At 62.6% G+C, this 24,706-nt stretch carries 22 protein-coding genes; 10 read left to right on the top strand and 12 right to left on the bottom strand.

Going from position 1 to position 24,706, the window contains the following annotated elements; genetic code table 11:
* Positions 1–47: 47 nt before the first annotated feature.
* A complete protein-coding gene (locus VWY75_RS04195) occupies positions 48–557 on the bottom strand; it encodes a GNAT family N-acetyltransferase (RefSeq protein ID WP_416539352.1) in 510 nt (169 codons plus the stop codon).
* Between the two features lie 204 nt (positions 558–761).
* Here VWY75_RS04195 and VWY75_RS04190 point away from each other — a divergent pair, with 204 nt between their 5' ends.
* The gene (locus VWY75_RS04190) at positions 762–1,367 is read left to right on the top strand and encodes a flavin reductase family protein (protein WP_416539343.1); all 606 of its coding nucleotides are present in this window, start codon (positions 762–764) and stop codon (positions 1,365–1,367) included.
* Positions 1,368–1,376: 9 nt separating this feature from the next.
* Positions 1,377–2,018 (top strand): CatB-related O-acetyltransferase, encoded by a 642-nt coding sequence (locus VWY75_RS04185; RefSeq protein WP_416539344.1) that lies wholly within the window; start codon positions 1,377–1,379, stop codon positions 2,016–2,018.
* Between the two features lie 100 nt (positions 2,019–2,118).
* Here VWY75_RS04185 and VWY75_RS04180 read toward each other — a convergent pair whose 3' ends face one another.
* Complete coding sequence (locus tag VWY75_RS04180; RefSeq protein ID WP_416539345.1) at positions 2,119–3,759, bottom strand: SulP family inorganic anion transporter; 1,641 nt, start codon at positions 3,757–3,759, stop codon at positions 2,119–2,121.
* Between the two features lie 260 nt (positions 3,760–4,019).
* Here VWY75_RS04180 and VWY75_RS04175 point away from each other — a divergent pair, with 260 nt between their 5' ends.
* The 5 genes from VWY75_RS04175 to VWY75_RS04155 all read left to right on the top strand — a co-directional run bounded on the left by VWY75_RS04175 (position 4,020) and on the right by VWY75_RS04155 (position 9,397).
* Positions 4,020–5,432: a hypothetical protein gene (locus VWY75_RS04175; protein ID WP_416539346.1), complete on the top strand. Its 1,413-nt coding sequence runs from the start codon at positions 4,020–4,022 to the stop codon at positions 5,430–5,432.
* A 147-nt stretch (positions 5,433–5,579) separates the two neighbouring features.
* A complete protein-coding gene (locus VWY75_RS04170) occupies positions 5,580–6,455 on the top strand; it encodes an S-methyl-5'-thioadenosine phosphorylase (protein ID WP_416539347.1) in 876 nt (291 codons plus the stop codon).
* Between the two features lie 244 nt (positions 6,456–6,699).
* Positions 6,700–7,239, top strand: coding sequence for an adenine phosphoribosyltransferase (locus VWY75_RS04165; protein ID WP_008563170.1), 540 nt, complete (start codon positions 6,700–6,702; stop codon positions 7,237–7,239).
* A 218-nt stretch (positions 7,240–7,457) separates the two neighbouring features.
* The gene (locus VWY75_RS04160; protein WP_416539348.1) at positions 7,458–7,934 is read left to right on the top strand and encodes a fasciclin domain-containing protein; all 477 of its coding nucleotides are present in this window, start codon (positions 7,458–7,460) and stop codon (positions 7,932–7,934) included.
* Between the two features lie 242 nt (positions 7,935–8,176).
* Positions 8,177–9,397 (top strand): CynX/NimT family MFS transporter, encoded by a 1,221-nt coding sequence (locus VWY75_RS04155; RefSeq protein WP_340544667.1) that lies wholly within the window; start codon positions 8,177–8,179, stop codon positions 9,395–9,397.
* An 18-nt stretch (positions 9,398–9,415) separates the two neighbouring features.
* Here the strand turns inward: VWY75_RS04155 and VWY75_RS04150 are convergent, their stop codons facing one another.
* From VWY75_RS04150 to coxB, 10 genes are all read right to left on the bottom strand, one after another.
* Positions 9,416–10,840 (bottom strand): FAD-binding oxidoreductase, encoded by a 1,425-nt coding sequence (locus VWY75_RS04150; protein ID WP_416539349.1) that lies wholly within the window; start codon positions 10,838–10,840, stop codon positions 9,416–9,418.
* 63 nt (positions 10,841–10,903) lie between these two features.
* The gene (locus VWY75_RS04145; protein ID WP_260105589.1) at positions 10,904–11,494 is read right to left on the bottom strand and encodes a GNAT family N-acetyltransferase; all 591 of its coding nucleotides are present in this window, start codon (positions 11,492–11,494) and stop codon (positions 10,904–10,906) included.
* Positions 11,494–12,756: a M16 family metallopeptidase gene (locus VWY75_RS04140; protein WP_340544663.1), complete on the bottom strand. Its 1,263-nt coding sequence runs from the start codon at positions 12,754–12,756 to the stop codon at positions 11,494–11,496. The genes VWY75_RS04145 and VWY75_RS04140 overlap by 1 nt, the downstream gene beginning before the upstream one ends.
* Positions 12,753–14,141, bottom strand: coding sequence for a threonine synthase (thrC, locus tag VWY75_RS04135; protein ID WP_416539350.1), 1,389 nt, complete (start codon positions 14,139–14,141; stop codon positions 12,753–12,755). Before thrC ends, VWY75_RS04140 begins: the two co-directional genes overlap by 4 nt.
* 4 nt (positions 14,142–14,145) lie before the next feature.
* Positions 14,146–14,820 carry an SURF1 family protein gene (locus VWY75_RS04130; RefSeq protein WP_416539353.1) on the bottom strand — a complete coding sequence of 225 codons (675 nt, stop codon included), beginning with the start codon at positions 14,818–14,820 and terminating at the stop codon, positions 14,146–14,148.
* Positions 14,821–14,940: 120 nt separating this feature from the next.
* Complete coding sequence (locus VWY75_RS04125) at positions 14,941–15,756, bottom strand: cytochrome c oxidase subunit 3 (protein WP_340544658.1); 816 nt, start codon at positions 15,754–15,756, stop codon at positions 14,941–14,943.
* Between the two features lie 24 nt (positions 15,757–15,780).
* Complete coding sequence (locus tag VWY75_RS04120) at positions 15,781–16,368, bottom strand: cytochrome c oxidase assembly protein (RefSeq protein ID WP_340544656.1); 588 nt, start codon at positions 16,366–16,368, stop codon at positions 15,781–15,783.
* A complete protein-coding gene (locus tag VWY75_RS04115; protein WP_014873724.1) occupies positions 16,368–16,547 on the bottom strand; it encodes a hypothetical protein in 180 nt (59 codons plus the stop codon). The genes VWY75_RS04120 and VWY75_RS04115 overlap by 1 nt, the downstream gene beginning before the upstream one ends.
* Before the next feature lies 1 nt (position 16,548).
* Positions 16,549–17,490, bottom strand: coding sequence for a heme o synthase (cyoE, locus tag VWY75_RS04110; RefSeq protein ID WP_340544654.1), 942 nt, complete (start codon positions 17,488–17,490; stop codon positions 16,549–16,551).
* A 122-nt stretch (positions 17,491–17,612) separates the two neighbouring features.
* A complete protein-coding gene (gene coxB, locus VWY75_RS04105; protein WP_416534684.1) occupies positions 17,613–18,452 on the bottom strand; it encodes a cytochrome c oxidase subunit II in 840 nt (279 codons plus the stop codon).
* Positions 18,453–18,651: 199 nt separating this feature from the next.
* On the opposite strand from coxB, the gene tldD reads away from it, so the two are divergent.
* The 3 genes from tldD (at position 18,652) to topA (ending at position 24,398) form a co-directional block, all read left to right on the top strand.
* Positions 18,652–20,073, top strand: coding sequence for a metalloprotease TldD (tldD, locus tag VWY75_RS04100; protein ID WP_416537320.1), 1,422 nt, complete (start codon positions 18,652–18,654; stop codon positions 20,071–20,073).
* A 285-nt stretch (positions 20,074–20,358) separates the two neighbouring features.
* A complete protein-coding gene (dprA, locus tag VWY75_RS04095; RefSeq protein ID WP_340544651.1) occupies positions 20,359–21,597 on the top strand; it encodes a DNA-processing protein DprA in 1,239 nt (412 codons plus the stop codon).
* Between the two features lie 113 nt (positions 21,598–21,710).
* The gene (topA, locus tag VWY75_RS04090; protein ID WP_416537319.1) at positions 21,711–24,398 is read left to right on the top strand and encodes a type I DNA topoisomerase; all 2,688 of its coding nucleotides are present in this window, start codon (positions 21,711–21,713) and stop codon (positions 24,396–24,398) included.
* The last annotated feature ends 308 nt before the right edge of the window (positions 24,399–24,706 follow it).

Genomic DNA, 24,706 nt, shown 5'->3' with positions numbered 1-24,706 from the left:
CAAGATCTCGGTAACCTGCGCCTGCGATCCACCCCGATCAGCCCCGATCAGCCGGGGATCTGCGGCCCGCTCCAGCGCAGAACCCTGCCGCGCACATCGGCCCAGCCGCCAGCCGCCAGATCCAGACCCAGAACCCGCTCCGGGTTGGTCGGCGGCGGCATCTCGACCGCGGGCAGCAGCGAAAACCCAAAGCGCCGGTAATACGGCGCATCGCCCACCAGCAGCACCCTGCTCCAGCCGCGCTCCTCCGCCTTGGCCAGACTGTCGCGGATCAGGGCGCCGCCCAGCCCCTCGCCCTGATGGGTCGGGTGAACCGCCACCGGCCCCAGCAGCAGCGCCGACAGGCCCGCCTCACCAATCCGCACCGGCCAGAAGCGGATCGCCCCGGCCAGAATACCGCCCTGATCGCGCGCCACCTGGCTCAGCCCGCTGACCGGCGGCACGTCGTCGCGCAAACGATAGGACGACAGCGCCTCGCGACCGGGCGCAAAGCACAGGTCATATAGCGCCTCGACCTCCCAGCGGTCCTCGGGCTGCTCTGCCTTCAACTCAATCACGCGCCCGCCTCCACGCCCGTCGCCGTCACCGCCCGCTGACCAGCCCAGCACCACCGAGGGATTTGCCCCACAGCGCGCTGCAAACTCTTCACGCAGGCTGGTCATCGCCCTAACACGGGCGTAAGCCTTGGGCAAACCCCGGCAGCCGGATCCGCAAGCAATACCAGCAGGCTACCGCTCCGGCTCAGACTTGGAGACCAGCATATGTTCTACCGACCCGAGAGCGGCCACGGGCTGCCGCACAACCCGTTCAACGCCATTGTCACCCCGCGCCCCATTGGCTGGATTTCCACCCGTGCGGCCGATGGCACCAACAATCTGGCGCCCTATTCCTTCTTCAATGCCGTCGCCTATGAACCGCCGCAGGTGATGTTTGCCTCCACCTCGGCCAAGGACGATCAGGACGGCACCAAGGACAGCGTGGCCAATATCGCCGAAACCGGCGTGTTCTGCGTCAATGTTGTCTCCTACGCGCTGCGGGATGCAATGAACGCCAGTTCCGCAGCCCTGCCCAAAGGGGTGGATGAATTTGCCCACGCGGGTCTGGAGATGGCCGCCTGCGAAACCATTCCCTGCGGTCGTGTCGCCGCCGCCCCGGCTGCGCTGGAATGCCGCCTGACGCAGATCGTGACCCTTCCCGGCGCCGCCAACAAGGTGGTCTTTGGTGAGGTGGTCGGCGTCCATCTCGACGACAGCTGCCTGATCGACGGGACTTTCGATGTGACCCGCTTCCAGCCGCTGGCGCGCCTTGGCTACCGTGACTACTCTGTGGTGCGGGATCTGTTTTCCCTCACCCGCCCGGATGAATGAGGCCCAGAAATGCCGTTACCCGACCCAAAGAAACGCCATCCGATCACCCTGCCCGATGGCAGCGCCCATGCCGGCACGGTGATGCTGTCGGAGGCGATTGATCACCCGAATTTCACCATCGGCGCCTTCACCTATGCCTCCGCCTTTGAACCGCCGTCGGACTGGGCCAGCCGTCTGGCGCCCTATCTCTTTGCCGGATCGCGCGAGCGGGTGGTGATCGGCAGATTCTGCCAGATCGCCGAGGGCGTGCGCATCATCACCGCCTCTGCCAATCACGCGCAGGACGGGCTCAGCTGCTATCCTTTCCCGGTGTTCGATCAGACGCAGATGACCGGATTTCAGCCCGATACCCGCGACACGGTGATCGGCAATGATGTCTGGATCGGCTATGGCGCGATGATCCTGCCGGGCGCGCGGATCGGGGATGGCGCCATCATCGGTGCCGGTGCGGTGGTGCGCGGGTCAATCCCGCCCTACGCCATCGTGACCGGTAACCCCGGCACCGTCCACAGCTACCGCTTCACCAAACCGCAGATCGCGCGCCTGCTTGGCCTGAAATGGTGGGACTGGCCCGCCGACCTGATCTCGCGCGCTGAACCTGCGCTCTTGTCCGGTGACCTCGACATGCTGGAGACCCTGGCACCGGACTGACCAAGCTTTGCCCGAGAGCGCCGTTCAATCACCGTAAAACAAGAAAACCCGCGACGCCGATGGTGTCGCGGGTTTCTTCTTTCAGATGCCACGGGACAGCTTAGTGGCCACCCAGGATCCCGGTCTTGACCGAGTAGTCCACCGCCAGCGCATAGTCAGGGTCATCGTCGCTATCGACCATCAGATGCCCGGCCTTGGTCAGAAGCTGATGGCAATCGCGGCTCAGATGCCGCAGCACCAGCGCCTTGCCCTCGGCCTCATACTTGCCCGCCAGCGCCTCGATCGCCTGTAGCGCCGACTGATCCACCACCCGGCTGCGGGCAAAGTCCACGATCACATGATCCGGGTCATTCGCCACATCGAACAGCTCGATGAACCCGTCGGTCGAGCCAAAGAACAGCGGCCCCTCGATCTCATAGACCTTGGCGCCCTTGTCGGTGGCGGATTCGCGGGTATAGGCGTGGATGCGGCGGGCGTTGTTCCAGGCATAGGCCAGCGCCGAGACGATCACGCCCACAACCACCGCAATCGCAAGGTCAGTCATCACCGTCACCACGGTCACCAGCACAATGACAAAGGCGTCCATCAAGGGCACTTTGGTCATCACCTTGAAGCTGTTCCAGGCAAAGGTGCCGATCACCACCATGAACATCACGCCCACCAGCGCCGCCAGCGGGATCTGCTCGATCAGCGGCGAGGCCACCACGATAAACGCCAGCAGGAACAGCGCCGCAGCAATGCCAGCAATCCGCGTCCGACCGCCGGATTTCACATTGATCATCGACTGGCCGATCATCGCACAGCCGCCCATGCCGCCAAAGAAGCCTGTGACCACGTTGGAGGCCCCCTGCGCGATACATTCCTGGCTTGCCCCGCCCCGCTTGCCGGTGATTTCACCAACCAGGTTCAGCGTCAGCAGGCTCTCGATCAGGCCGATCGCCGCGAGGATCACCGCATAGGGCAGAATAATCCACAGCGTCTCCAGAGTGAAGGGTGCCAGCGCGGTGCCGTAAAGGCCTTCACCCGTGCCAAACGGATTGTGGAAGGAGGGGAAACTGCCCTTGATCGAGGCCATATCGCCCACCGTCGGCACGTCAATGCCCAGCGCAATCACAAGTGCCGCCACGATGCCGATCCCGGCCAGCGGCGCCGGAACGATGGCGGTGATCTTGGGCGTGCCCCAGATGATCAGCATGGTCAGCCCCACCAGCCCCAACATCATGATCAGCTGCGACCCTGCCAGCCAGGCCTCGGTATTGTCCGGGTCTTTGAACTGCGTGAGCTGCGCCAGGAAAATCACAATCGCCAACCCGTTCACAAAGCCGAGCATCACCGGATGCGGCACCAGCCGGATGAATTTCCCCCAGTGCATGACACCGGCAAAGATCTGCAAGATCCCCATCAGCACCACCGTGGCAAAGAGGTATTCGACCCCATGCTCGGCCACCAGCGCCACCATCACCACCGCCAGCGCCCCCGTCGCGCCGGAGATCATCCCGGGCCGCCCGCCGAACACCGCGGTGATCAACCCGACCATAAAGGCCGCATAAAGCCCCACCAGCGGGTGCACCCCTGCCACAAAGGCAAAGGCGACCGCCTCCGGCACCAGCGCCAGCGCCACGGTCAGACCCGACAGCAATTCGGTGCGCACACGGCCCACGGTAAAGCCCTCGTCCTGCATGATGGAGAGATTGGGCGGTGAAATCTGCTTGGCGAGCGTCGCCATTATGCCGCGGGTCATGGGGTCACCTGTGATCGGGAAAGGGTATCGTTAGCGCCCGCCCCTAGCGGAATTCCGCCAGTGGGGCAAGGGCAGCCCCCGTTACCGCCCGTTCAGCGCCCAATGGGTCAGCTCTCCTGCCCAATTGTTTCGCACGCGAAACATTGCGGCAGCGCTGCTGACATTAAACTTAAGCGTTTAGCAACACTTAGCCACTCGCCTCGCCTTGAAATGCCCGACGATCCAGTGAACTGTTCTTCCATTGGGTTAGGGGATTTGTGATGCAGCGATTTCAGAGCATTGATGATTTAGAAGCAATGCTTGGCACCAACCTTTCGCCGGCGGAACAGAAACTCATTAGTATCTGTTCTCAACCCTCGCTAAAAGGCGTTAAATACGATTTCGGTGGGCCAGTTGACGGCGGAAGAAAGGCGAAGGTGGACCCCGGCAGGCAAATCCGAACAGAAATACTACTGCATTGTCTCTACGATCTCTTTGAAACCTGGTCTCAGCGAAATCGCTTGTTCAAAATTATAGGTGCCCAAATTGTTGGTAAACTTCCGTTCCTCGCCGATAGCAGAATAGCAGCCTCAGTCATCTTTGAAGACTGTATTTTTCAAGCAGACATCGAGGCTCCGCGCTTGCAAGTCGATGGCGACCTCGTCTTCAAAAATTGTCATATTCAATATCTGAATCTCAGCGGCGCAAACATCGGGGGAGGCCTCAGATTCGAAGGGCTCAGTTCACGAGGCAGACCCGACAGGGGCGGTCGCTCTCTACGGCTTCAGAACACATGCGTTGGTGGTGCTCTCATCATTCGAAAATCCGACACCAATAACACTGTTTCCGGAGTAATCGATTTAACAGCGGCGTCGGTTGGCTCTCTCATTGATGATGCACATTACTGTAGCGAGAAAGCTCAGTATATCCTCGCTGGGTTCACTTATGATCGCCTCGACGGCGCAGCACCTAAGGATGCGGAGAACCGGCTCGCTTGGCTTGCAAAGGGTGACACTTGGCACGATCACTTTTCCCCCCAACCCTACAAACAGCTCGCAAACGTGCTGCACGACATGGGGCATGAGGCGGATGCGCGGGAGGTGCTTTATGTTCTGGAAAAGAAGCTTGGCGCCGAGCGGCGCAAAGCTCTGCGAAAAGAGATTGAAACGCTGCGCGACACATCCCCCTCCCTTGGCCGACGCGTTGCAAAACACCTACTGCTCGGCGCGGATCATGCCATCGACTGGCTGCAACGCGTAACGGTCGGATACGGGCGCAAACCCTTTCGCAGTATCGGCGTGCTCGCAGGCTTGATCCTAGCATTCTGGATGCTCACCGTCGCGACATGGCACACGGGTGGCTTTGCGCCCAATTCCAGCATTGTTCTGACCTCCCAGGACTGGGCGACCTACGACACGCGGGACACACTGCCCGCGCCACGAAACCCGGCGTACCATTGGAGCGAGACAACCATTCCCGGCCGCGACTGGGAAAGCTTCTCAGCGATCGCCTATGCCGCCGACGTCGTGGTTCCGATCATCGACTTCGGCCAGACCGAGGCCTGGGCACCCTCCACCACCCGTGGCCCGGCGGGTGTGATGCTGTGGTGGGCACGCTGGATCTTCACCCTTGCAGGCTGGATCGTCACCGCCCTTGGCGCGGCGGCTTTGACCGGGATCATCCGGCGCGAATAGCGCCCGCCTGTCATCTTTCTCCAAATACTCTCGCCGAAGGCCTTGCTACCGCCCACAGGGCGGCAGCAATCAAATCCCCCGTCGCGCTTGTCAAACCGGGGCCTCCTCGGGCAGAACGGCAAGGACCAGCTTCAGGGGACAGAACACGTGACACAGGAAACAATGATTGCCGTCATCGGCGGCTCGGGCCTCTATGACATCGACGGGCTGCAAAACGCAGAATGGGTCTCGGTTGAGACGCCCTGGGGGGCGCCCTCGGATCAGATCCTGACCGGCGACCTCGATGGTGTGAAAATCGCCTTCCTGCCCCGCCACGGGCGCGGCCATGTGCATTCGCCGACCGAAGTGCCCTACCGGGCCAATATCGACGCGCTGAAACGGCTCGGCGTCACGGATGTGTTTTCGATCTCCGCCTGCGGCTCCTTCCGCGAGGAGATGGCGCCGGGGGATTTTGTCATTGTCGATCAGTTCATCGACCGCACCTTCGCGCGCGACAAGAGCTTTTTCGGCACCGGCTGCGTGGCGCATGTCAGCGTGGCCCATCCGACCTGCGAGCGGCTGTCCGATGCGGCAGAGACCGCGGCGCGGGACGCGGGCATCAATGTGCATCGCGGCGGCACCTATCTCTGTATGGAAGGGCCGCAGTTCTCCTCCATGGCCGAAAGCAAGATGTACCGCAGCTGGGGCTGCGACGTGATCGGCATGACCAATATGCCGGAGGCCAAGCTCGCCCGCGAGGCTGAGCTTTGCTACGCTTCCATCGCCATGGTGACGGATTTCGACAGCTGGCACCCGGATCATGGCGCGGTGGAGATCACCGACATCATCGCCACCCTGACCGGCAATTCCGCCAAGGGCCGTGCGCTGGTGCAGCGGCTGCCTGCGCTGCTGGGGGCGACCCGCGTGGCCTGCCCGCATGGCTGCGACCGCGCGCTGGAACATGCCATCATGACGGCGCCGGAAAAACGCGATGCCGCGCTTCTGGCCAAACTGGATGCGGTTGCCGCACGGGTTCTGGGCTGACCGGCTGCCGGGGCCGCCTAGGCGGCCTCGGCATACCGACCGCCCGGTCTGGTAACGGTTGATTATTGCCTCCGCCGCTGGTTCCGAAAGGCCACAGCCGCGCCGGTTGACAGCAGCCACCCCATCCGCCCCCTTGCCTGCGCCAAGAGCATCAGCGACATATCATTGGTCGCGTCGCCCGCTAGGGGCCGCAGGCGCCAGAGATCAGACGACCCATTCCAGACGACCAAAAAGGGGACACCCCATGGCCCGCAAGACCGCTGTCAAAGACTACATCCGCACCATCGTGGATTTCCCCCATGAGGGCATCATGTTCCGCGATGTCACCACGCTGTTTGCCGATCCGCGCGGGTTTCGCATGGCAATCGACCAGATGCTGCACCCCTATGCGGGCGAGCAGATCGACAAGGTTGTCGGGCTTGAGGCGCGCGGTTTCATCCTTGGTGGCGCCATCGCCCACCAGCTGAGCGTCGGTTTTGTGCCGATCCGCAAGAAGGGCAAGCTGCCCGGCACCACCATCAGCCAGGAGTACAAGCTGGAATATGGCGAGGCGATCATGGAGATCCATGACGACGCGATCCAGCCCGGAGAGAAGGTTCTGGTGGTCGATGACCTTCTGGCCACCGGCGGCACCGCGGCGGCGGGCATCAAGCTGATCGAGCGGCTTGGCGGTGAGATCGTCTCCTGTGCCTTCATCATCGACCTGCCGGAGCTTGGCGGCCGCAAGGTGCTCGAAGATCTGGGCATGGATGTCACCGTACTCTGCGAATTCGAAGGCGCCTGAGCCTCTGCAAATAGGGTTGGATCACCCCTTAATTGCAAAGAGCATCCAGCGTTCAATCACATAATTGTGAGTGGAAATTCTAAAAGCGCGCGGCTTAGGCGGCGCGCTTTTCTTGTCAACATGCAGGTGGCGGAAACCCGCCAGATCCAAACCGCAGACCTCGCCGTAATACCGTCAATGCCGACACAGGCAGGTAACCCAGACAGAGGACTGTACTCATGATCCGCAAGACACTTCTGACCGCCGCCGCCACGCTCGCCCTGACCACCTCGGCTTTTGCCGGTGGTCACGCAAAGGACATCGTTGACACGGCTGCGGGTGCCGGTGATTTCTCGACCCTGGTCGCCGCTGTTGAAGCTGCTGGCCTGGTCGACACCCTGAAAGGCGACGGTCCCTTCACCGTGTTTGCCCCGACCGATGCCGCCTTTGCCGCCCTGCCCGAGGGCACCGTCGAAGAACTGTTGAAGCCTGAAAACAAGGACAAGCTGATCGAGATCCTGACCTACCACGTGGTGCCGGGCAAGGTGATGTCCGGTGATCTGGTCGATGACATGAAGGCCGCCACCGTTCAGGGCAGCGAAATCACCATTGATCTGGACAGCGGCGTGATGGTCGATGAGGCCAAGGTGGTGACCGCCGATATCGAGGCTGAAAACGGCGTCATTCACGTCATTGATACCGTGATCATGCCCTGAGCCTACGGGTGGGTCGGCCAGCGAAGCGGTTCGCGCGGCCACCACCCACAGGTGGCGTGAACGCAGCCCGGCGATCTTTTTCCTTTCGGATCGCGGGATGCCTCAGCCCCACCATCGGCAGCGGCGGCCCGAGACGTCGCTGCCGAGACCCTTTGCAACGATAGCAGCCATTAGGCCTCTCTCCCCCGGTAACAGGCGTTATTATCGTTGCAGCATGTCGGCGCGTCTCCTAGCGTGCCGACATGTCTACATCCGCAATCCTCGACAGCCGCTACTCCTGGACCAGACTTCTGGTGACGCTGGCCATTGCCACCGTCGCCAATGTCGGCATGTGGGCGGTGATTGTGGTGATGCCTGCGGTCGAAGCCGAGTTTGGCGCAGGCCGTGCGGCGGCGTCGCTTCCCTATACATTGACGATGATCGGCTTTGCCGTTGGCAATCTGGTGATTGGCCGTCTGGTAGACCGGTTTGGCATCACGCTGGCGCTCTGCGCGGCGGCGGCGCTCAGTGCGGTGAGCTACGGGCTGGCGATGCTGGCGCCGGATATGCTCTGGCTGTCGGCGGCGCATCTGTTTCTGGGGCTTGGCACGGCAGCGGGGTTTGGTCCGCTGATCGCCGATATTTCGCATTGGTTCCAGCGGCGGCGCGGCATCGCGGTGGCGCTGGTGGCCAGTGGCAACTACCTCTCCGGGGCGATCTGGCCGACCGCCCTTGCCGATATGCTGGCCGAAAGCGGCTGGCGCAGCGTTTACGCCACATTGGCAATGGTCACGCTGCTGGTGGTCGTGCCTTTGTCCGTGGTGCTGCGGCGGCGTATCCCGGTGGACGCCCTGGGCCACAGCGCAGCCGCATCCGCCAGCAACGCGGCCCGGGCGGGGCTCTCGCCGCGCCAGCTCCAGTGGATTTTGGGGCTGGCCGGTATTGGCTGCTGCGTCGCCATGTCGATGCCGCAGGTCCATATCGTGGCCTATTGCGTCGGGCTGGGCTACGGCCCCACGGTGGGCGCCGAGATGCTGTCGCTGATGCTGCTCGGCGGCGTGGTCAGCCGGGTGATTTCGGGGCTGGTCGCGGATCGGTTCGGCGGCGTACGCACGCTGCTGGTGGGCTCCATCCTGCAATGTATCGCGCTGTTTCTATACCTGCCCTATGACGGCATGGTCTCGCTTTATCTGGTCAGCGCCATCTTTGGCCTGGCGCAGGGCGGGATCGTTCCCAGCTATGCACTGGTGGTGCGGGAATACATGCCCCCGGAGGAAGCCGGAACGCGAGTCGGTTTCGTGATGATGATGACCATCCTCGGCATGGCGCTGGGAGGCTGGATGTCCGGCTGGATCTACGACGTCAGCGGGTCCTATCAGCTGGCCTTTGTGAACGGGATCCTGTGGAACGGGCTCAACATCGCGATCATGGTGCTGCTGCTGATGCGCAGCCGACCGGCGCGGCCCCGGATGCAACCGGCCTAACGACGGTACCACCACTGCCTAGTCTGCCAGTGGCACCACCGCGCCGGGGTTCATGATGCCATGCGGATCAAGCGCCTGTTTGATCGCCCGCATTGCCGCCAGTTTGACCGGATCGCCATATCGCGCCAGATCGGCGACCTTCAGCCGCCCGATGCCATGTTCGGCGCTGACCGAGCCGCCGTAATCATGGGTCAGATCATGGACGCAGCGTTTCACCTCATCGCGCAGATGCTCATAGGTGCTGCGGTCCCGCCCCTGCGCCGGAAAGACATTGTAATGCAGATTGCCGTCGCCCAGATGGCCAAAGCAATTGATCCGCATATCTCCCAGAGCCGCCAGACGCTTGCCACCTTCGACAATGAAATCGGGGATGCGCGAAATCGGGATCGAGATATCATGGCTGGAGACCGAGCCGATGCGGCGGTTGCCTTCCGGGATATGTTCGCGCACCGACCATAGCGCCTGCCGCTGCGCCTCAGACTGGGCGATGACGCCATCGCTGCTCAGCCCCGCTGCCAGCGCCGTCTCAAACAGCTGCGCCAAGGCATCCTGCGGGGCGCTGCCCTGCGGCAGTCCAAGATCAATCAGCACGCACCAGTCCGGCAGGTCGCTGAAGGGCAGCCGCAGATCTGGCAGGGTTTCGCGCAGGAACTCAAGCCCCTGCCGGTGGATCAGTTCGAAGGCGCTGATCGTCTCGCCCAGCTGGTCCCGCGCCATCGCCAGCAGATCAATCGCCGCCGCGGGCGAGGCCACTGTCAGCATCGCGGTGCCCTGTTCGGCCGGAATCGCGGAGAGTTTCAGCGACCCGGCCGTGATAATGCCCAGCGTGCCCTCGGCCCCGATCAGCAGGTTGCGCAGATCATAACCGGTGTTGTCCTTGCGCAGGCGGCTGAGGCCCTGCCAGATCTCGCCGGTTGGCAGAACGGCTTCCAGTCCCAGACAGAGATCGCGGGCATTGCCGTAGCGCAGAACATTGACGCCGCCGGCATTGGTCGAAAGGGTGCCGCCGATGCGGGCGGTGCCCTCGGCGGCGAGTGACAGCGGGAACAGTCGGCCCGCTTCGGTGGCGGCGCGTTGCACGTCGGCCAAGATCATGCCCGCCTCAACCGCGATAACGTTCTCCTGCGGGTAGACCCCGCGCAGGGCGGTCATCCGTTCCAGCGAAATCACCAGCGGCGCAGGCCCCCCGGCCCCCATGATCTGACCGCCAACAAGTCCGGTGCCGCCGCCATAGGGCACCACCGGCACATGGGCTGCATGGGCTGCCCGCAGCAGCGTTGCGACCTCGTCGGTGCTGCGCGGCAGGGCGATGACCCCCGCCTGCCCGTGATAGCGGCCACGCGGCTCTTCCAGATAACGCGGTTCAGCCGGGCGCAGGGTATCGGCAGGCAGCACCGCGCACAGATGGTCGACAAAACCGGTGTCCGCAGGGTTCAGGGTCATACGCATCTCTCCTAATGCCGTGCTGTGGGGTCGGCCCTCGCGTTGACCGCGCGCGCCGCGGCCTCAGGCCTGGCCGACCTGCGTGCGTCCGCGCCGGTCATGGCGCAGGGAAGCATATAGAACGTGGGTACGCCAGCGCCCGTTGATTTGCAGATAGGATTGCGCCACACCTTCATATTTGAAGCCCGCACTCTCCAACAGCCCGCGCGAGGCGGCGTTTTCCGGCAGACAGGCCGCCTCGATCCGGCTGAGGTCCAGCTTGGTAAAGGCGTGATGCACCACGGCCCCGATCGCCTCACGCATATAGCCGTGGCGGGCAAAGGGCTGACCGGTCCAATACCCCAATGTGCCCGCCTGCGCAGGCCCACGACGGATATTGTCGAGGGTGATTGCCCCGATCAGCAGCTGATCGCTGCGCCGGATCAGGAACAGCGGCAGCGCCGAACCGGAGCTGACCGCCCGGCGCGCCCAATAGACCCGATTGGTGAAGCTCTTGCGGCTCAGGTGATCCGCCGCCCAGCTCGGTTCCCACGGGGTGAGATAGCCCTGGCTGTGCTGGCGCAGCGCCGCCCAGTCGCGAAAATCCGCATGAACCGGCGGCCTGAGAGTCAGGCGTTCGGTCTCGATACGCACCTTGCGTCCGGTCAGCAACATCAGGCCGCGCGCCTCTCCTGCAGAGCGGCCAGCGGGGCGGCATCGCCCACCGGACCATAGAGCGCCAAAGCCATCGAGGCCCGGTGGGCCATCTCTTCGGCCATGGCGCGCACATCGGCAGTGGTCACCGCGTCGATCCGCGCCACGGTCTCCTCAAGCGGCGGCACCTTGTCCCAGATCTGCACCAGCCGTGCCAACCGTTCGGCGCGGTTGGTGGGGCTTTCCAGCCCCATCAACATCCCCGCCTTCATCTGCGCCCGAGCCCGGTCCACCTCGGCGTCGCTCATATCACTGGCGGCGCGCTTCATCTCATCGATGGTGATGCCAGCCAATTCATCCAGCTGATCGCCGGAGGTGCCTGCATATAGCGTGAGCGTGCCGGTATCGGCATAGGCGCCGGTCTGGGCAAAGATGGTGTAGCACAGCCCGCGTTTTTCACGCACCTCCTGGAACAGGCGGCTCGACATGCCGCCCCCCAGTGCGCTGGAGTAGATCTGCGCGGTATAGATCGCATCGTCGCGGTAGCCCGGCCCCTCAAACGCCAGTGCGATATGGGCCTGTTCCAGCGCCTTTTCATGGCGCGCCTCACCGCCCGTGAAGCTGGCCGCTGCGGGCATAATCAACGTCTTGGGGGGCATTTTGCCAAACAGCTCTTCGGCCAGTTTGACAATAGCATCGTGATCCACCGCACCGGAGGCGGCAAGGATCATCTGGCCGGGGCCATAATGTTCCGAGACAAAGCGTTCCAGATCTTCGCGGCCAAAGGCCCGCACCCGTTCGGCGGGGCCAAGGATGGTGCGGCCAATGGGCTGATCGTGATAGCTTTCTTCCTGAAGCCAGTCGAAAATCACATCATCGGGCGTATCCAGCGCCTGACCGATTTCCTGTAGGATCACGCCACGCTCAATCTCGATCTCGCGCGGGTCGAACACCGGTTTCAGAACGATGTCGGCCACGACATCCAGCGCCAGAGGTACATCCTCCTGCAACACGCGGGCGTAATAGGCGGTCACTTCGCGGCTGGTGTAGGCGTTGATATAGCCGCCAACATCCTCGATCGCCTCGGCAATCTCCAGCGCGCTGCGCCGCTTGGTGCCTTTGAACGCCATATGCTCAAGAAAATGAGCGATGCCGTTCTGCTCGATCCGCTCGTTCCGCCCGCCTGCGGTCACCCAGATGCCGATGGCGGCAGATTGCAGCCCCGGCATGGTTTCGGTGACGATCCTGAACCCGTTGGCGAGTTGGTGCTGTTGAACTGTCAATTCGCGATGTGCTTTCTGATATGTGTCTCAAGAGTGGTCAGATCATTGGCGATCCGCGTCACCCGCTCCGATCTGTCATACAGATCTGCCATGCGCGGGGGAAGAGGCGGATGAACGCCGCTGGCAGCCTCGACCGCAGCCGGGAATTTCGCCGGATGGGCGGTGGCCAGAGTCACCATCGGGACCGATGTGTCACGCTGTTCATTGGCGACTTTCACGCCGATGGCGCTATGCGGGCAGAGCAGCTCGCCCGAGGCGGCGCGTTCGGATTTGATGGTGGCGGAGGTTTCCTCCTCCGAGCAGCGACCGGACACGTAATGCTCCTGCAGGGCCTGCATGGCGCCCTTGCTCACCTCGAAACCGCCTGTCTTCAGCTCCTCCATCAGCTGAGCCACTGCCGCGCCATCTTGCCCGTAGGCATAGAACAGCGCGCGTTCAAAGTTAGACGAGACCTGGATGTCCATCGACGGGGAGATCGACGGAATGGTTTCGCCCTTGTGGTAGCCCTGCCCGCTCAGGCAGCGATGCAGGATATCGTTCTGGTTGGTGGCGACCACCAGCTTGTCGATGGGCAGGCCCATCTGCTTGGCGATGAAACCTGCAAAGATGTCGCCGAAATTGCCGGTCGGCACGGTGAAGCTGATCTTGCGCTCCGGCGCGCCCAGCGACACGGCGGAGGTGAAGTAATAGACCACCTGTGCCAGCACGCGGGCAAAGTTGATCGAGTTCACGCCGGCCAGTTTCACCTCATCGCGGAAGTCGAAGTCGTTGAACATATCCTTCAGCGCGGCCTGGCAATCGTCGAAGTCACCATCCACGGCAAGCGCATGCACATTGGAATCGGTGGGCGTGGTCATCTGGCGGCGCTGCACCTCGGACACCCGGCCATGCGGATAGAGGATAAAGACATTGACCGCCTCCAAGCCACCAAAGGCCTGGATCGCCGCCGATCCGGTATCGCCGGAGGTGGCGCCGACGATGGTCACGCTGTCGCCGCGCCGTTTCAGGGCGGTTTCAAACAGCTGGCCGATCAGCTGCATCGCGAAATCCTTGAACGCCAGCGTCGGGCCGTGAAACAGCTCCAGCAGGAAATGGTTCGGCGCCAGCTGCACCAGCGGCGCGCGGGCGGCGTGGCCAAAGCCGTCATAGGCGCGGGCGATGATGCCGCGGAATTCCTCATCCGTGAAGCAATCCCCAAGGAAGGGGCGCATCACGCGAAAGGCGACCTCCTCGTAGGAGAGACCGGCAAGGGCCGCGATCTCATCCTTCGACATGGTCGGGATTTCCGCCGGCACGTAAAGACCGCCGTCACGGGCAAGCCCGGTCAGCATGGCATCTTCAAAGGTCAGCTCGGGCGCCTGGCCCCGGGTCGAGATATATTTCATCGCTTCAGCCTTCGGATTTGGGGCGCGAGCGCCACAGGAAATAAGTGGTCATCGCGGCCCAGATAAGGGCCAGCGAAAACCAGGTGATCGCGTATTGCAAGTGATTGTTCTGAATGCCCGCCGTGGTCACCGGCTGTGGTGTCACCGCTGCATCTGGGGCGACGCTGCGGGCCACAATCAGCACCGGTTCAGTGTCGAGCCGCTCTGCCATATAGGCCAGATCGCGGGCATAAAGGATATTGGTGTCAACTTCGGGGGCCGGTGTGGTCCAGTCGCCTTCATCCGGCCACAGCAGGTTGCCGGTAACCGTGACCGGACCAAACGCGCGCGCGCGCTCCTTGGCGGCGGAGGCAATGAACCCGCGGTCCAGAAGCAGGCGGCGGCCCTCCTCCGTCACCAGAGGGGCGATGATGCGATAGCCGGTCTCTGCCGCCTTGGTCACCCAGAAGACATGAAGTTCGCCCGGCTCGATCCGACCGCTGACTATGACGGCACGGTAACGGTCGTCTTCCTCGGTCGGGGTCAGCGGCAGCGCCGTCGGCGCAGCGGCGATGCGCGCCTCGATGGTCTGAAGCAGGTCTTCTTTCCACTCCAGTCTCTGGATCTGCCAGATCCCCAGCGACAGCAGCGCCATGAGGCCCAGACCGCCAACAAGGGAGAGAAAGATCAACCGTCGCATCGCGCCGTCCTTGCGAATGAGAAAGCGCGCGGAGCATGGCTCCGCGCGCTGCATGTCTTACGGGGTCAGGTCGGGATTCGAAACCTTAAACCTGTACCCGTTACAATTCGGGCGATGCCCTTAGTGGGCGAGGCCGGCGGTGCCCCAGACGTAGACCGCCACGAAGAGGAACAGCCAGACCACGTCAACGAAGTGCCAGTACCAGGCGGCGGCTTCAAAACCCACGTGCTGCTCGGGGGTGAAATCCCCCTTCATCGCGCGGATGAGGCAGACGGTCAGGAAGATGGTGCCGATGATCACGTGGAAACCGTGGAAACCGGTCGCCATGAAGAAGTTCGAGTAGAACTCATCGCCGCCGAACTGCCAGCCTTCGTGCAGCAGGTGGGCATATTCATAGCCCTGCAGGAAGGTGAAGAAGATGCCCAGAACGATGCCGATGGCCAGACCCTGGATCAGCGCCTTGCGGTCGTTGTTGTGAACCAGCGCGTGGTGCGCCCAGGTCACCGCACAGCCCGACAGCAGCAGCACCAGCGTGTTGATCAGCGGCAGGTGGAAAGCATCGACCGGGTAGATCTCGGGCGCAGCATAGGCGGTGCCGACATAGGTCTCCATCGGGTAGATCGCATGTTTGAAGAACGACCAGAACCAGGCGAAGAAGAACATCACTTCGGACATCACAAAGAGGATGAAGCCATAGCGCAGGCCGATCCGCACCACTGGGGTGTGATCCCCCTGGCGTGCCTCGGCGACAACCTCTGCCCACCAGGCATAGGCGCTGTAGACCACCATGACAAAGCCGCCCCAGAACGCATAGGCGGTGATCCCGTGCATCCACAGAACCGCACCGAACAGCATGATGAACGTGCCAAGCGAGCTGAGCAGAGGCCAGATCGACGGCGGAAGAATATGATAGTCGTGATTTTTAGCGTGCGCCATTTAAGTGTCCCTCACCAAAGCGGCCTAGTTCGTGTTTGTGCCTGCCCCGGCTGTATCACCGGTTTCAAGGGCGGCATACCCTTCTGGCAGATCGATTTCATAGAATGTGTACGACAGCGTGATCGTATGCACGTATTTTCCGTCACGATCCTCGACAATTTCGGGATCGACAAAGAAGGTCACGGGCATTTCGACCCGCTCCCCCGGTTGCAACACCTGCTCCTCAAAGCAGAAGCAGGCAATTTTCTCAAAGAAGGCACCAGCCGAATAAGGCGTCACATTATAGGATGCCTGACCCGCGACCGGGCGGTCGGTGGGGTTGTAGGCCTCGTAGAAAGCCAGCCCTGTCTCGCCGATCTTGATCTTCATCTCACGCTCAACCGGGGTGAATTCCCACGGCATGTTGCGTTCCTTGGAGGCGTCAAAGCGTACGGTGATGGTCTGATCCAGAACGGTATCCGACCCCTTCTCGGCAACGCCCGTCACACCGCCAAAGCCGGTCACCCGGCAAAACCAGTCATAGAACGGCACCGATGCCCAGGCGAGGCCGCCCATCAGGACAACAACACCAACCAGCTGTACGACGGTTTTCTGTGGTCCCTGCAATGCCATCAGCCCTGCCCCTCACTCTGCTCTGCGGCGGAGGTGTTCGGGAATTTGAACCCCGCCGATGTGACCTTGACGATGGTCAGCGCCAGCACCAGCACCACAAAAGACCCCAGCAGAACGCCGACACCGATATTGCGTCCCTTACGTCTCTGGTGCAGCTCATGTTCTTTGCGCAGGCTCATATTACCAGCCTCCCAATCCGTAGGGTTTCAGAACCGCCTCGGCCAGGATCGCGCCAAAATGCAGGAACAGATAGAGCAGCGACAGCTTGAAGAAACTGCGCTCCACCTTGAAGTTGTCGGCCTCGCTGTCGTCTTCATCGCGGCGCGAGATCTTCCAGGCGCCATGCAGGAACAGTGCGTTCAGCACCAGCGCCACCACCAGATAGATCGGGCCACCAACGCCGGAGAAGGCGGTGCCAACAGCCAGCAGGGCCAGCAGGGCGGTGTAGATCAGAATATGTTTGCGGGTCGACCGGCGGCCATGGGTCACGGTCAGCATCGGCACGCCCGCATCGTCGTAATCCGAGCGCATGAACAGCGCCAGCGCCCAGAAATGCGGCGGTGTCCACATGAAGGTCAGAGCAAACATCAGCCAGGGCTCAACGGCCATGCTGCCGGTCGCCGCAATCCAGCCGATCACCGGCGGGAAGGCACCCGCGGCACCGCCGATGACGATATTCTGCGGCGTCGCCCGTTTCAGCCACATGGTGTAGATCACCACATAGAAGAAGATGGTGAAGGCGAGGAACGCCCCGGCAAACACGTTGGTCGCCAGCGCCAGCATGATCACCGACAGGCCCGACAGCGCCAGCCCCAGCGCCAGTGCCTCGCCCGGTTCCACCTTGCCCGCAGGTATCGGGCGGCTCTTGGTGCGTTTCATCACCTGGTCGATATCGGCGTCCCACCACATGTTCAGCGCGCCGGAGGCACCGCCGCCGATGGCAATGAACAGGATGGCGCTGAAACCGATGACAGGGTGCACCCCGACCGGCGCGGCCAGCAGACCCACCAGCGCCGTGAACACCACCAGAGACATGACACGCGGTTTGAGCAGGGCAAAATAATCCCCGAACTCCGCGTCCCCCTGCTGGACGGTGCTGGCGTTGATGCTTGCGTCAGTCATGGTGCTCTCTTTTGATCGTGAACAATCTTTGCCAAAGCGGGCGCGCGACGTGGCGCGGCCCGATCCGATTTCACGTGATAGCTAGGCGGCGCCCGCCCGAAGGCAAGCGCCTGTCGTGTCGCTCAGTTGGAGGCGACCTGATAGGACTGGGGCAGACCGGCGTATTCTTCGATCGCGCCTTCCAGCCAGGCGTCATAGGCCTCCTGGCTCACCACTTTCACGGTGATCGGCATATAGGCGTGGTCCTTGCCGCAGAGTTCGGAGCACTGACCAAAGTAGATGCCTTCCTTGTCAGCCTTGAACCACAGTTCGGCCAGACGACCCGGAACCGCATCCTGCTTCACACCAAAGGCCGGGATGGTCCAGGAGTGGATCACGTCCGCGCCGGTCACCTGCATCACGACGGTCTTGCCAACGGGAACAACAACGGCGGTGTCGGTGGCCAGCAGATACTCGTCTTCGGCATAGCCGTTGGCAGCCAGATCTTCCTTGGCCAGCATGAAGCTTTCAAAGCCGAACTCGTGGTCGACATATTCATAGCCCCAGTACCACTGGTAGCCGGTCACCTTGATGGTGATGTCACCCTCGGGGATTTCCTGCTGGCGGAACAGTTCCGGCAGCGAGAAGGACCCGATGAAGACCAGGATCAGGATCGGCACAACAGTCCAGGCGATTTCAATCGGGGTGTTATGGGTGAACTGCGCCGCATTCGGGTTGGCGCGACGGTTAAAGCGCAAGATCGCATAGAGCAGCAGCCCGCCAACGAACACACAAACAGCGGTGATGATCACCAGAATCATGTAATCCAGAGAATGGATGCCTTCGGCAAGCTCGGTCGCCGCGGGCTGGAAGCCGAGGCCGCCGTCAACCGGCTTGCCAATGGTTTCCAGACCGTCTTGCGCGATAGCTGGAAGGCTCGAGAGGCCCGAAAAAAGGCCTGAAAGCATCAAAGCGTTCTTCATGTCATGTCCTGATCAGTTGATCGGTTGATCGAGTTATTCCTGCGCCGACGTCCTATGTCGGAAGTTTGATTCCACAAAACGCGCCGGACCCGTTGTCTTTGACGCTGCTAAAAATCATATTCCATCGTGCAGTTAAAGAGGAATGCTCGCGTCAAAGCGTCGCTTTCTTGATTTAGATCAAAAAAACCGAGGTCAAACCATGGATACCGCAGCCTTCCGCCCGTTTGAAACCACCCTGCCCGAGGACGAGGCCCTGGGGGTGCTGCGTCAGGCACTCGCGGGGGCCGATGATGGCGAGATTTTCGTCGAACGGCGCAAGTCGGAGGCGCTGGTGTTCGACGATGGGCGGCTGCGCAACGCCAGCTATGACGCTGCCGAGGGGTTCGGACTGCGCGCCGTCAATGGCGAGGTGGCCGGTTATGCCCATTCCACCGATGTCTCGATCTCCGGTCTGAAGCGCGCGGCCGAGACCGCACGGCTCGCCGTGGGCGATGGCGGCGGCACCATGGCCCCGCCGCCGGTGCGCACCAACACCAGACTTTATACTGAGGATGATCCGATTGGCGCTATGCCCTTTGCCGTAAAGGTAGAGACGCTGCGCGAGATCGACGCCTTTGCCCGCGATCAGGACTCGCGCGTGGTGCAGGTCTCTGCCGCGCTGGCGGCTTCGCTTCAGGAGGTGGAGATCCTGCGCGCCGATGGCACCCGGGTGCGGGACGTGCGCCCAATGACCCGGCTCAATGTCTCGGTGATCGTGGAACAGGACGGTCGACGCGAAAGCGGCTCCGCCGGTGGCGGTGGCCGCGTCGGGCTGGATGGTCTGGTCGCGCCCGCAGACTGGCAGGCCAAGGTCCGCGAGGCGCTGCGGATTGCCTGCGTGAACCTTGAGGCGGTGCCGGCCCCGGCCGGGGAAATGGATGTGGTGCTTGGCCCCGGCTGGCCCGGTATTCTCCTGCATGAGGCCATCGGCCATGGGCTGGAAGGCGATTTCAACCGCAAGGGCTCTTCGGCCTTCGCAGGTCTGATGGGCCAGCAGATCGCGGCCAAGGGCGTGACGGTGCTGGATGACGGCACCATCCCGGACCGACGCGGCTCCATCACCATTGATGACGAAGGCACCCCCAGCCAGAAAACCACCCTGATCGAGGATGGCAAGCTGGTCGGCTTTATGCAGGACCGACAGAACGCCCGGCTGATGGGGGTGGAGAGCACCGGCAACGGGCGCCGTCAGAGCTATGCCCATGCGCCGATGCCACGGATGACCAACACCTATATGCTGGGCGGCGATGCCAACCCGGACGATCTGGTGGCCTCCATCAAGGATGGCATCTGGGCAGTCGGCTTTGGCGGCGGTCAGGTGGACATCACCAATGGCAAATTCGTCTTCTCCTGCACCGAGGCCTACCGGGTGAAGGACGGCAAGGTCGGCGCACCGGTGAAGGGGGCAACCCTGATCGGCGATGGCGCCACGGCCCTGAACAAGATCCGCGCCCTTGGCAAGGACATGGCGCTGGACCCCGGCATGGGCAATTGCGGCAAGCAGGGGCAATGGGTGCCGGTCGGCGTGGGGCAACCCACAGTCCTGATGGGCGGGCTGACCGTTGGCGGTTCCGCCACCTGACCTCATCCCCCCATACGCATCAGACCTAAGATCAGAATCGCCGCCGTGTCGCTAACCAACCGACTCGGCGGCATTTTTCGTTGATTTTACGATTTGCAGCGGTCTCACAGCGGCCCTACCAGCCCCCCGGCAGCACGGTCGAACGCCCAAAGGTTGCGAAATTTTACTTGCAGTAGAACGTGTTAGAATTGAGTTTTTTAAAAATATTGCCTTTAATTCTCTATGTTCATCACCTGTTAACCACTCAAGAGCTAATCATAGTCTTGCAACAAGGCGGAGCGCAGGATGACCGAAGAAGCACATTCTTCCACTCACCCCCCACTCCCACCCACCACGGAAGATATTCGGATTTCCTGGCTCCGCCTGTTGCGCTCAAGACGTGTTGGCGCGGTGACGTTTCACCGTCTCCTCGCGAAATATGGGTCAGCGCAGAACGCGCTATCCGCGTTGCCTGAAATGGCACGCGCCGCTGGCATTAAAGGGTATGAAACATGCTCTGTCGATGCGGCACTCGCCGAAATCAAGGCCGCAGAAGCCGCCAATGCGCGGCTTTTGTGCTTTGGTGAGGCCAATTATCCCTCACATCTGGCCGCGCTGCGCGACGCCCCGCCGCTGCTCTGGGCTGTTGGCGATCCGGCCCTGCTGCACCAGCCCACCATCGCCATCGTCGGCGCCCGCAACGCCTCCTCCCTGGGGGTACGCATGGCCCGCGCGCTGGCACGGGACCTGGGCGAAGCGGGCTATTGCATCATCTCCGGGCTGGCCCGCGGGATCGACACCGCCGCGCATATGGCGGCCCTGCGCACCGGCACCTGCGCGGTGATGGCAGGTGGTGTTGATGTCATCTACCCGACCGAAAACACCCGCCTCGCCGGGGATATTGCCGAACAGGGGCTGATGATCTCCGAACACCCGCCGGGCATGTCACCGAAAGCCCGGCATTTTCCGGCCCGCAACCGCATTATCGCAGGGGCGGCGCAGGCCGTGGTGGTGGTCGAGGGGGCCGCCAAATCCGGCTCTTTGATCACCGCGCGCGATGCGCTGGATCTGGGCCGTGACGTGCTGGCCGTGCCCGGCCATCCGTTTGATGCCCGCGCGGCTGGCTGCAACATGCTGATCCGCGACGGCGCCCAGCTGGTGCGCAACGCGCAGGACGTGATCGAGGCGCTGCCGCCAATGGATCTGTCGCACCGTGTGGTGGCGGAACTGTCGGATCGCCCGGTGCCACCGCCGGAGGCTGCCGCCAGCGCCCGCCTCACCGAACTGCCGCCACCACCGAAGGAGCGGCGCAATCTGCGCGACACCGCAGCGCTGCACCAACAGATCCTCGACCGGCTCGGCCCCGCCCCGACGGCGGAGGATCAACTGGTCCGCGATCTGGCGATCCCCTCGCGTGATTTGGCACCGGCGCTCACCGATCTGGAGCTGTCCGGCGCCGTGGCCCGCGCGGCGGGCGGAATGCTGGTTCGCAGTGATTTCGATGCGACGTCAGACAGCACGGCCACGCCCAAGCCCCAGCGCTGATTGACGCATCAGCCCCCGGTCATTCGATGCCGGATTGACAATCTCCCCTTGCACCCCACATGTTGCCCCGCCATAGAGCGCCCGCAGCCCGTCCCATAGAGGTTTTCGAATTTATGCCCGTTGTTGTTGTAGAATCCCCAGCTAAAGCCAAGACAATCAACAAGTATCTTGGCTCAGACTACACGGTTCTGGCCTCCTACGGACATGTGCGCGACCTGCCTGCTAAGAATGGATCGGTCGAACCGGACGATGATTTTGCGATGACCTGGGAGGTTGGCGCCGACAGCCGCAAACACATCAAGGCCATCGCCGACGCGCTGAAAGACGACAACGCCCTGATCCTCGCGACCGACCCCGATCGCGAAGGCGAGGCGATCAGCTGGCACCTGCAGGAAGCGCTGACCAAGCGCCGCTCGATCAAGAAGGACACCGCCGTCAGCCGCGTCACCTTCAATGCGATCACCAAGGAAGCGGTGGCCGAGGCGATGAAGAACCCCCGTCAGGTGGATATGCCGCTGGTCGAGGCCTATCTGGCGCGGCGCGCGCTGGACTATCTTGTCGGCTTCAACCTGTCGCCGGTGCTATGGCGCAAGCTGCCCGGTGCCCGCTCTGCCGGGCGCGTGCAGTCGGTCTGCCTGCGCCTGATCGTTGAGCGCGAGCTGGAAATCGAAGCCTTCAACCCGCAGGAATACTGGTCGGTAAAGGCGAGCCTAGCAACGCCGCGCGGCCAGGAATTCGAAGCCCGTTTGACGGTTCTGGGCGGCGACAAGCTGGACAAATACAGCCTGGCCAATTCCACCGCCGCCGAACTCGCCGTTCAGGCAGTTGCCAGCCGCGACATGGTGGTGCAGTCGGTCGAGGCTAAACCCGCCTCCCGCAACCCCTCCGCGCCTTTCATGACCTCGACCCTGCAACAGGAAGCCAGCCGCAAATTCGGCATGGGCGCCAAGCAGTGCATGAATGCAGCACAGCGCCTCTATGAGGCAGGCTACATTACATATATGCGAACCGACGGCATCGACATGGCGCCCGAGGCCGTGCAGGAGGCCCGCGCCGAAATCGCCAAACGCTACGGCGCCGAATATGTGCCGTCATCGCCACGCATCTACAAGAACAAGGCCAAGAACGCGCAGGAAGCGCATGAATGTATCCGCCCCACCGAGATGGGCCGCGATGCCAAGAGCCTGAAGGTCTCCGAAGATGATCAGCGCAAGCTTTATGACCTGATCTGGAAGCGGACCCTCGCCTGCCAGATGGAAGGCGCACGTCTCGAGCGGACCACGGTTGATATCGGCTCCAAGGACGCGCAGGTGGTGCTGCGTGCCACCGGTCAGGTGATGCTGTTTGACGGGTTCCTGCGGGTCTATGAAGAGGGCCGCGACGATGTCGTGGACGAAGACGACAAGCGCCTGCCCCAGATCATGCAGGGCGAGGCGCTGAAGTTCGCGCCCACGCTGGGGCCACAGGCGGAAAAGGCCGATACCGGTGCCGCCATCCTCTCCGACAGCAAATCCGTGCTGGGCCTGCAACACCACACCCAGCCACCGCCGCGCTTCACCGAGGCAACATTGGTCAAACGCATGGAAGAGCTGGGGATCGGGCGCCCCTCCACCTATGCCTCTGTCATCACCACGATTCAGGACCGCGAATATGTCCGCAAGGACAAGAACCGCCTGTTCCCCGAAGACAAGGGCCGGATTGTCACCATCTTCCTGCTGAATTTCTTCCGCACCTATGTCGGCTATGAATTCACCGCCAATCTGGAAGGCGAGCTGGATGACGTCAGCGCCGGCCAGCGCGATTACAAGGATATTCTGGGCAAGTTCTGGCGCGATTTCTCGGCAGCCATTGCCGAAACCTCAGATCTGCGCATCACCGAGGTGCTGGATGTGCTGGACGCAGCACTTGCGCCGCAGCTTTATCCCCCGCGTGAGGATGGCGGCGATCCGCGTATCTGCCCCAAATGCGGCGCGGGCCAGCTGCACCTCAAGACCTCGCGCACCGGCGGCTTTGTCGGCTGCGGCAATTATCCCGAATGCAACTACACCCGCCCGATTTCCGGCGAGGGTGCAGAAGGCTATGAACGGATCCTGGGCGAAGACGACGGTGATGAGATCCACCTGAAATCCGGCCGCTTCGGGCCTTATGTGCAGCGCGGCGAGGCGACGCCCGAGAACAAGAAGCCGCCGCGTTCGTCGCTGCCCAAACAGGGGCGCGACTTCCTGCCGGGCTGGGGCCCGAATGAGATTGGGCTGGAACAGGCGGTGACCCTGCTGACCCTGCCCCGCGAGGTTGGTCAACATCCCGAAGGCGGCGTGATTCAGGCCAATCTGGGCCGCTTTGGCCCCTATATCGCGCATCAGAAACCGGATGAGGACAAGCCGGTCTATGTCAATCTCAAGGAGACACTCGATGTGTTTGAGATCGGCATGAACCGCGCGGTTGAAATGCTGGCGGAAAAGCGCGCCAACCCCGGTCGCGGCCGTCGCGCCGCAGCCAAGGCGCTGAAGGAGCTTGGCGAGCACCCGGAAAGCGGCGGCGCCATCAGCATCATGGACGGGCGCTACGGGCCATATGTCAAATGGGAGAAGGTCAATGCGACCCTCCCGAAGGATGTCGAGCCCAAGGATGTGACGGTCGAGATGGCGCTGCAGCTGATCAGCGAGAAGGCCGGCAAATCCGGTGCCAAGAAAAAGGCTCCGGCCAAGAAAGCGGCGGCAAAGAAGACCCCCGCGAAGAAAACCACGACCAAAAAGACCACCAAGAAGAAAGCCGCCGAAGCCAGCAGCGACGAAGGCTGATCCTTTCCGCCGGGATCGGGATCGGGATCCTGTGGCAGCCGCCCGACCATTGTTGCGGCGGCCATCAGCGCCCCGGTCGGCCCGGTCTGGCGCCGAGGCCCGATCGCAGCTGCTCCCGCCCGGTCTGCCCCGTCTGCCGACGGACCTCGACCCGTTGGGCATAGCGCCGCTGGCGCGGCGCCCGGGGGCATATAGCCGCAGGCGTCGGCAGCGCCGGGCGGCCCGTGGCGCGGGCCGCTCCGTAGAAATACCTGTCTTTCTCCGTATCGTTGACTCTGCCTGCGGCGGAGGTCAGAACTTTGCCAACC

Source organism: Phaeobacter sp. JH20_08 (genome assembly GCF_048056635.1).
GTDB classification, from domain to species: Bacteria; Pseudomonadota; Alphaproteobacteria; order Rhodobacterales; family Rhodobacteraceae; genus Phaeobacter; species Phaeobacter bryozoorum.
The sequence above is the reverse complement of the archived record's forward strand: the minus strand, read 5'-3'. Positions and strand labels throughout refer to the sequence as shown.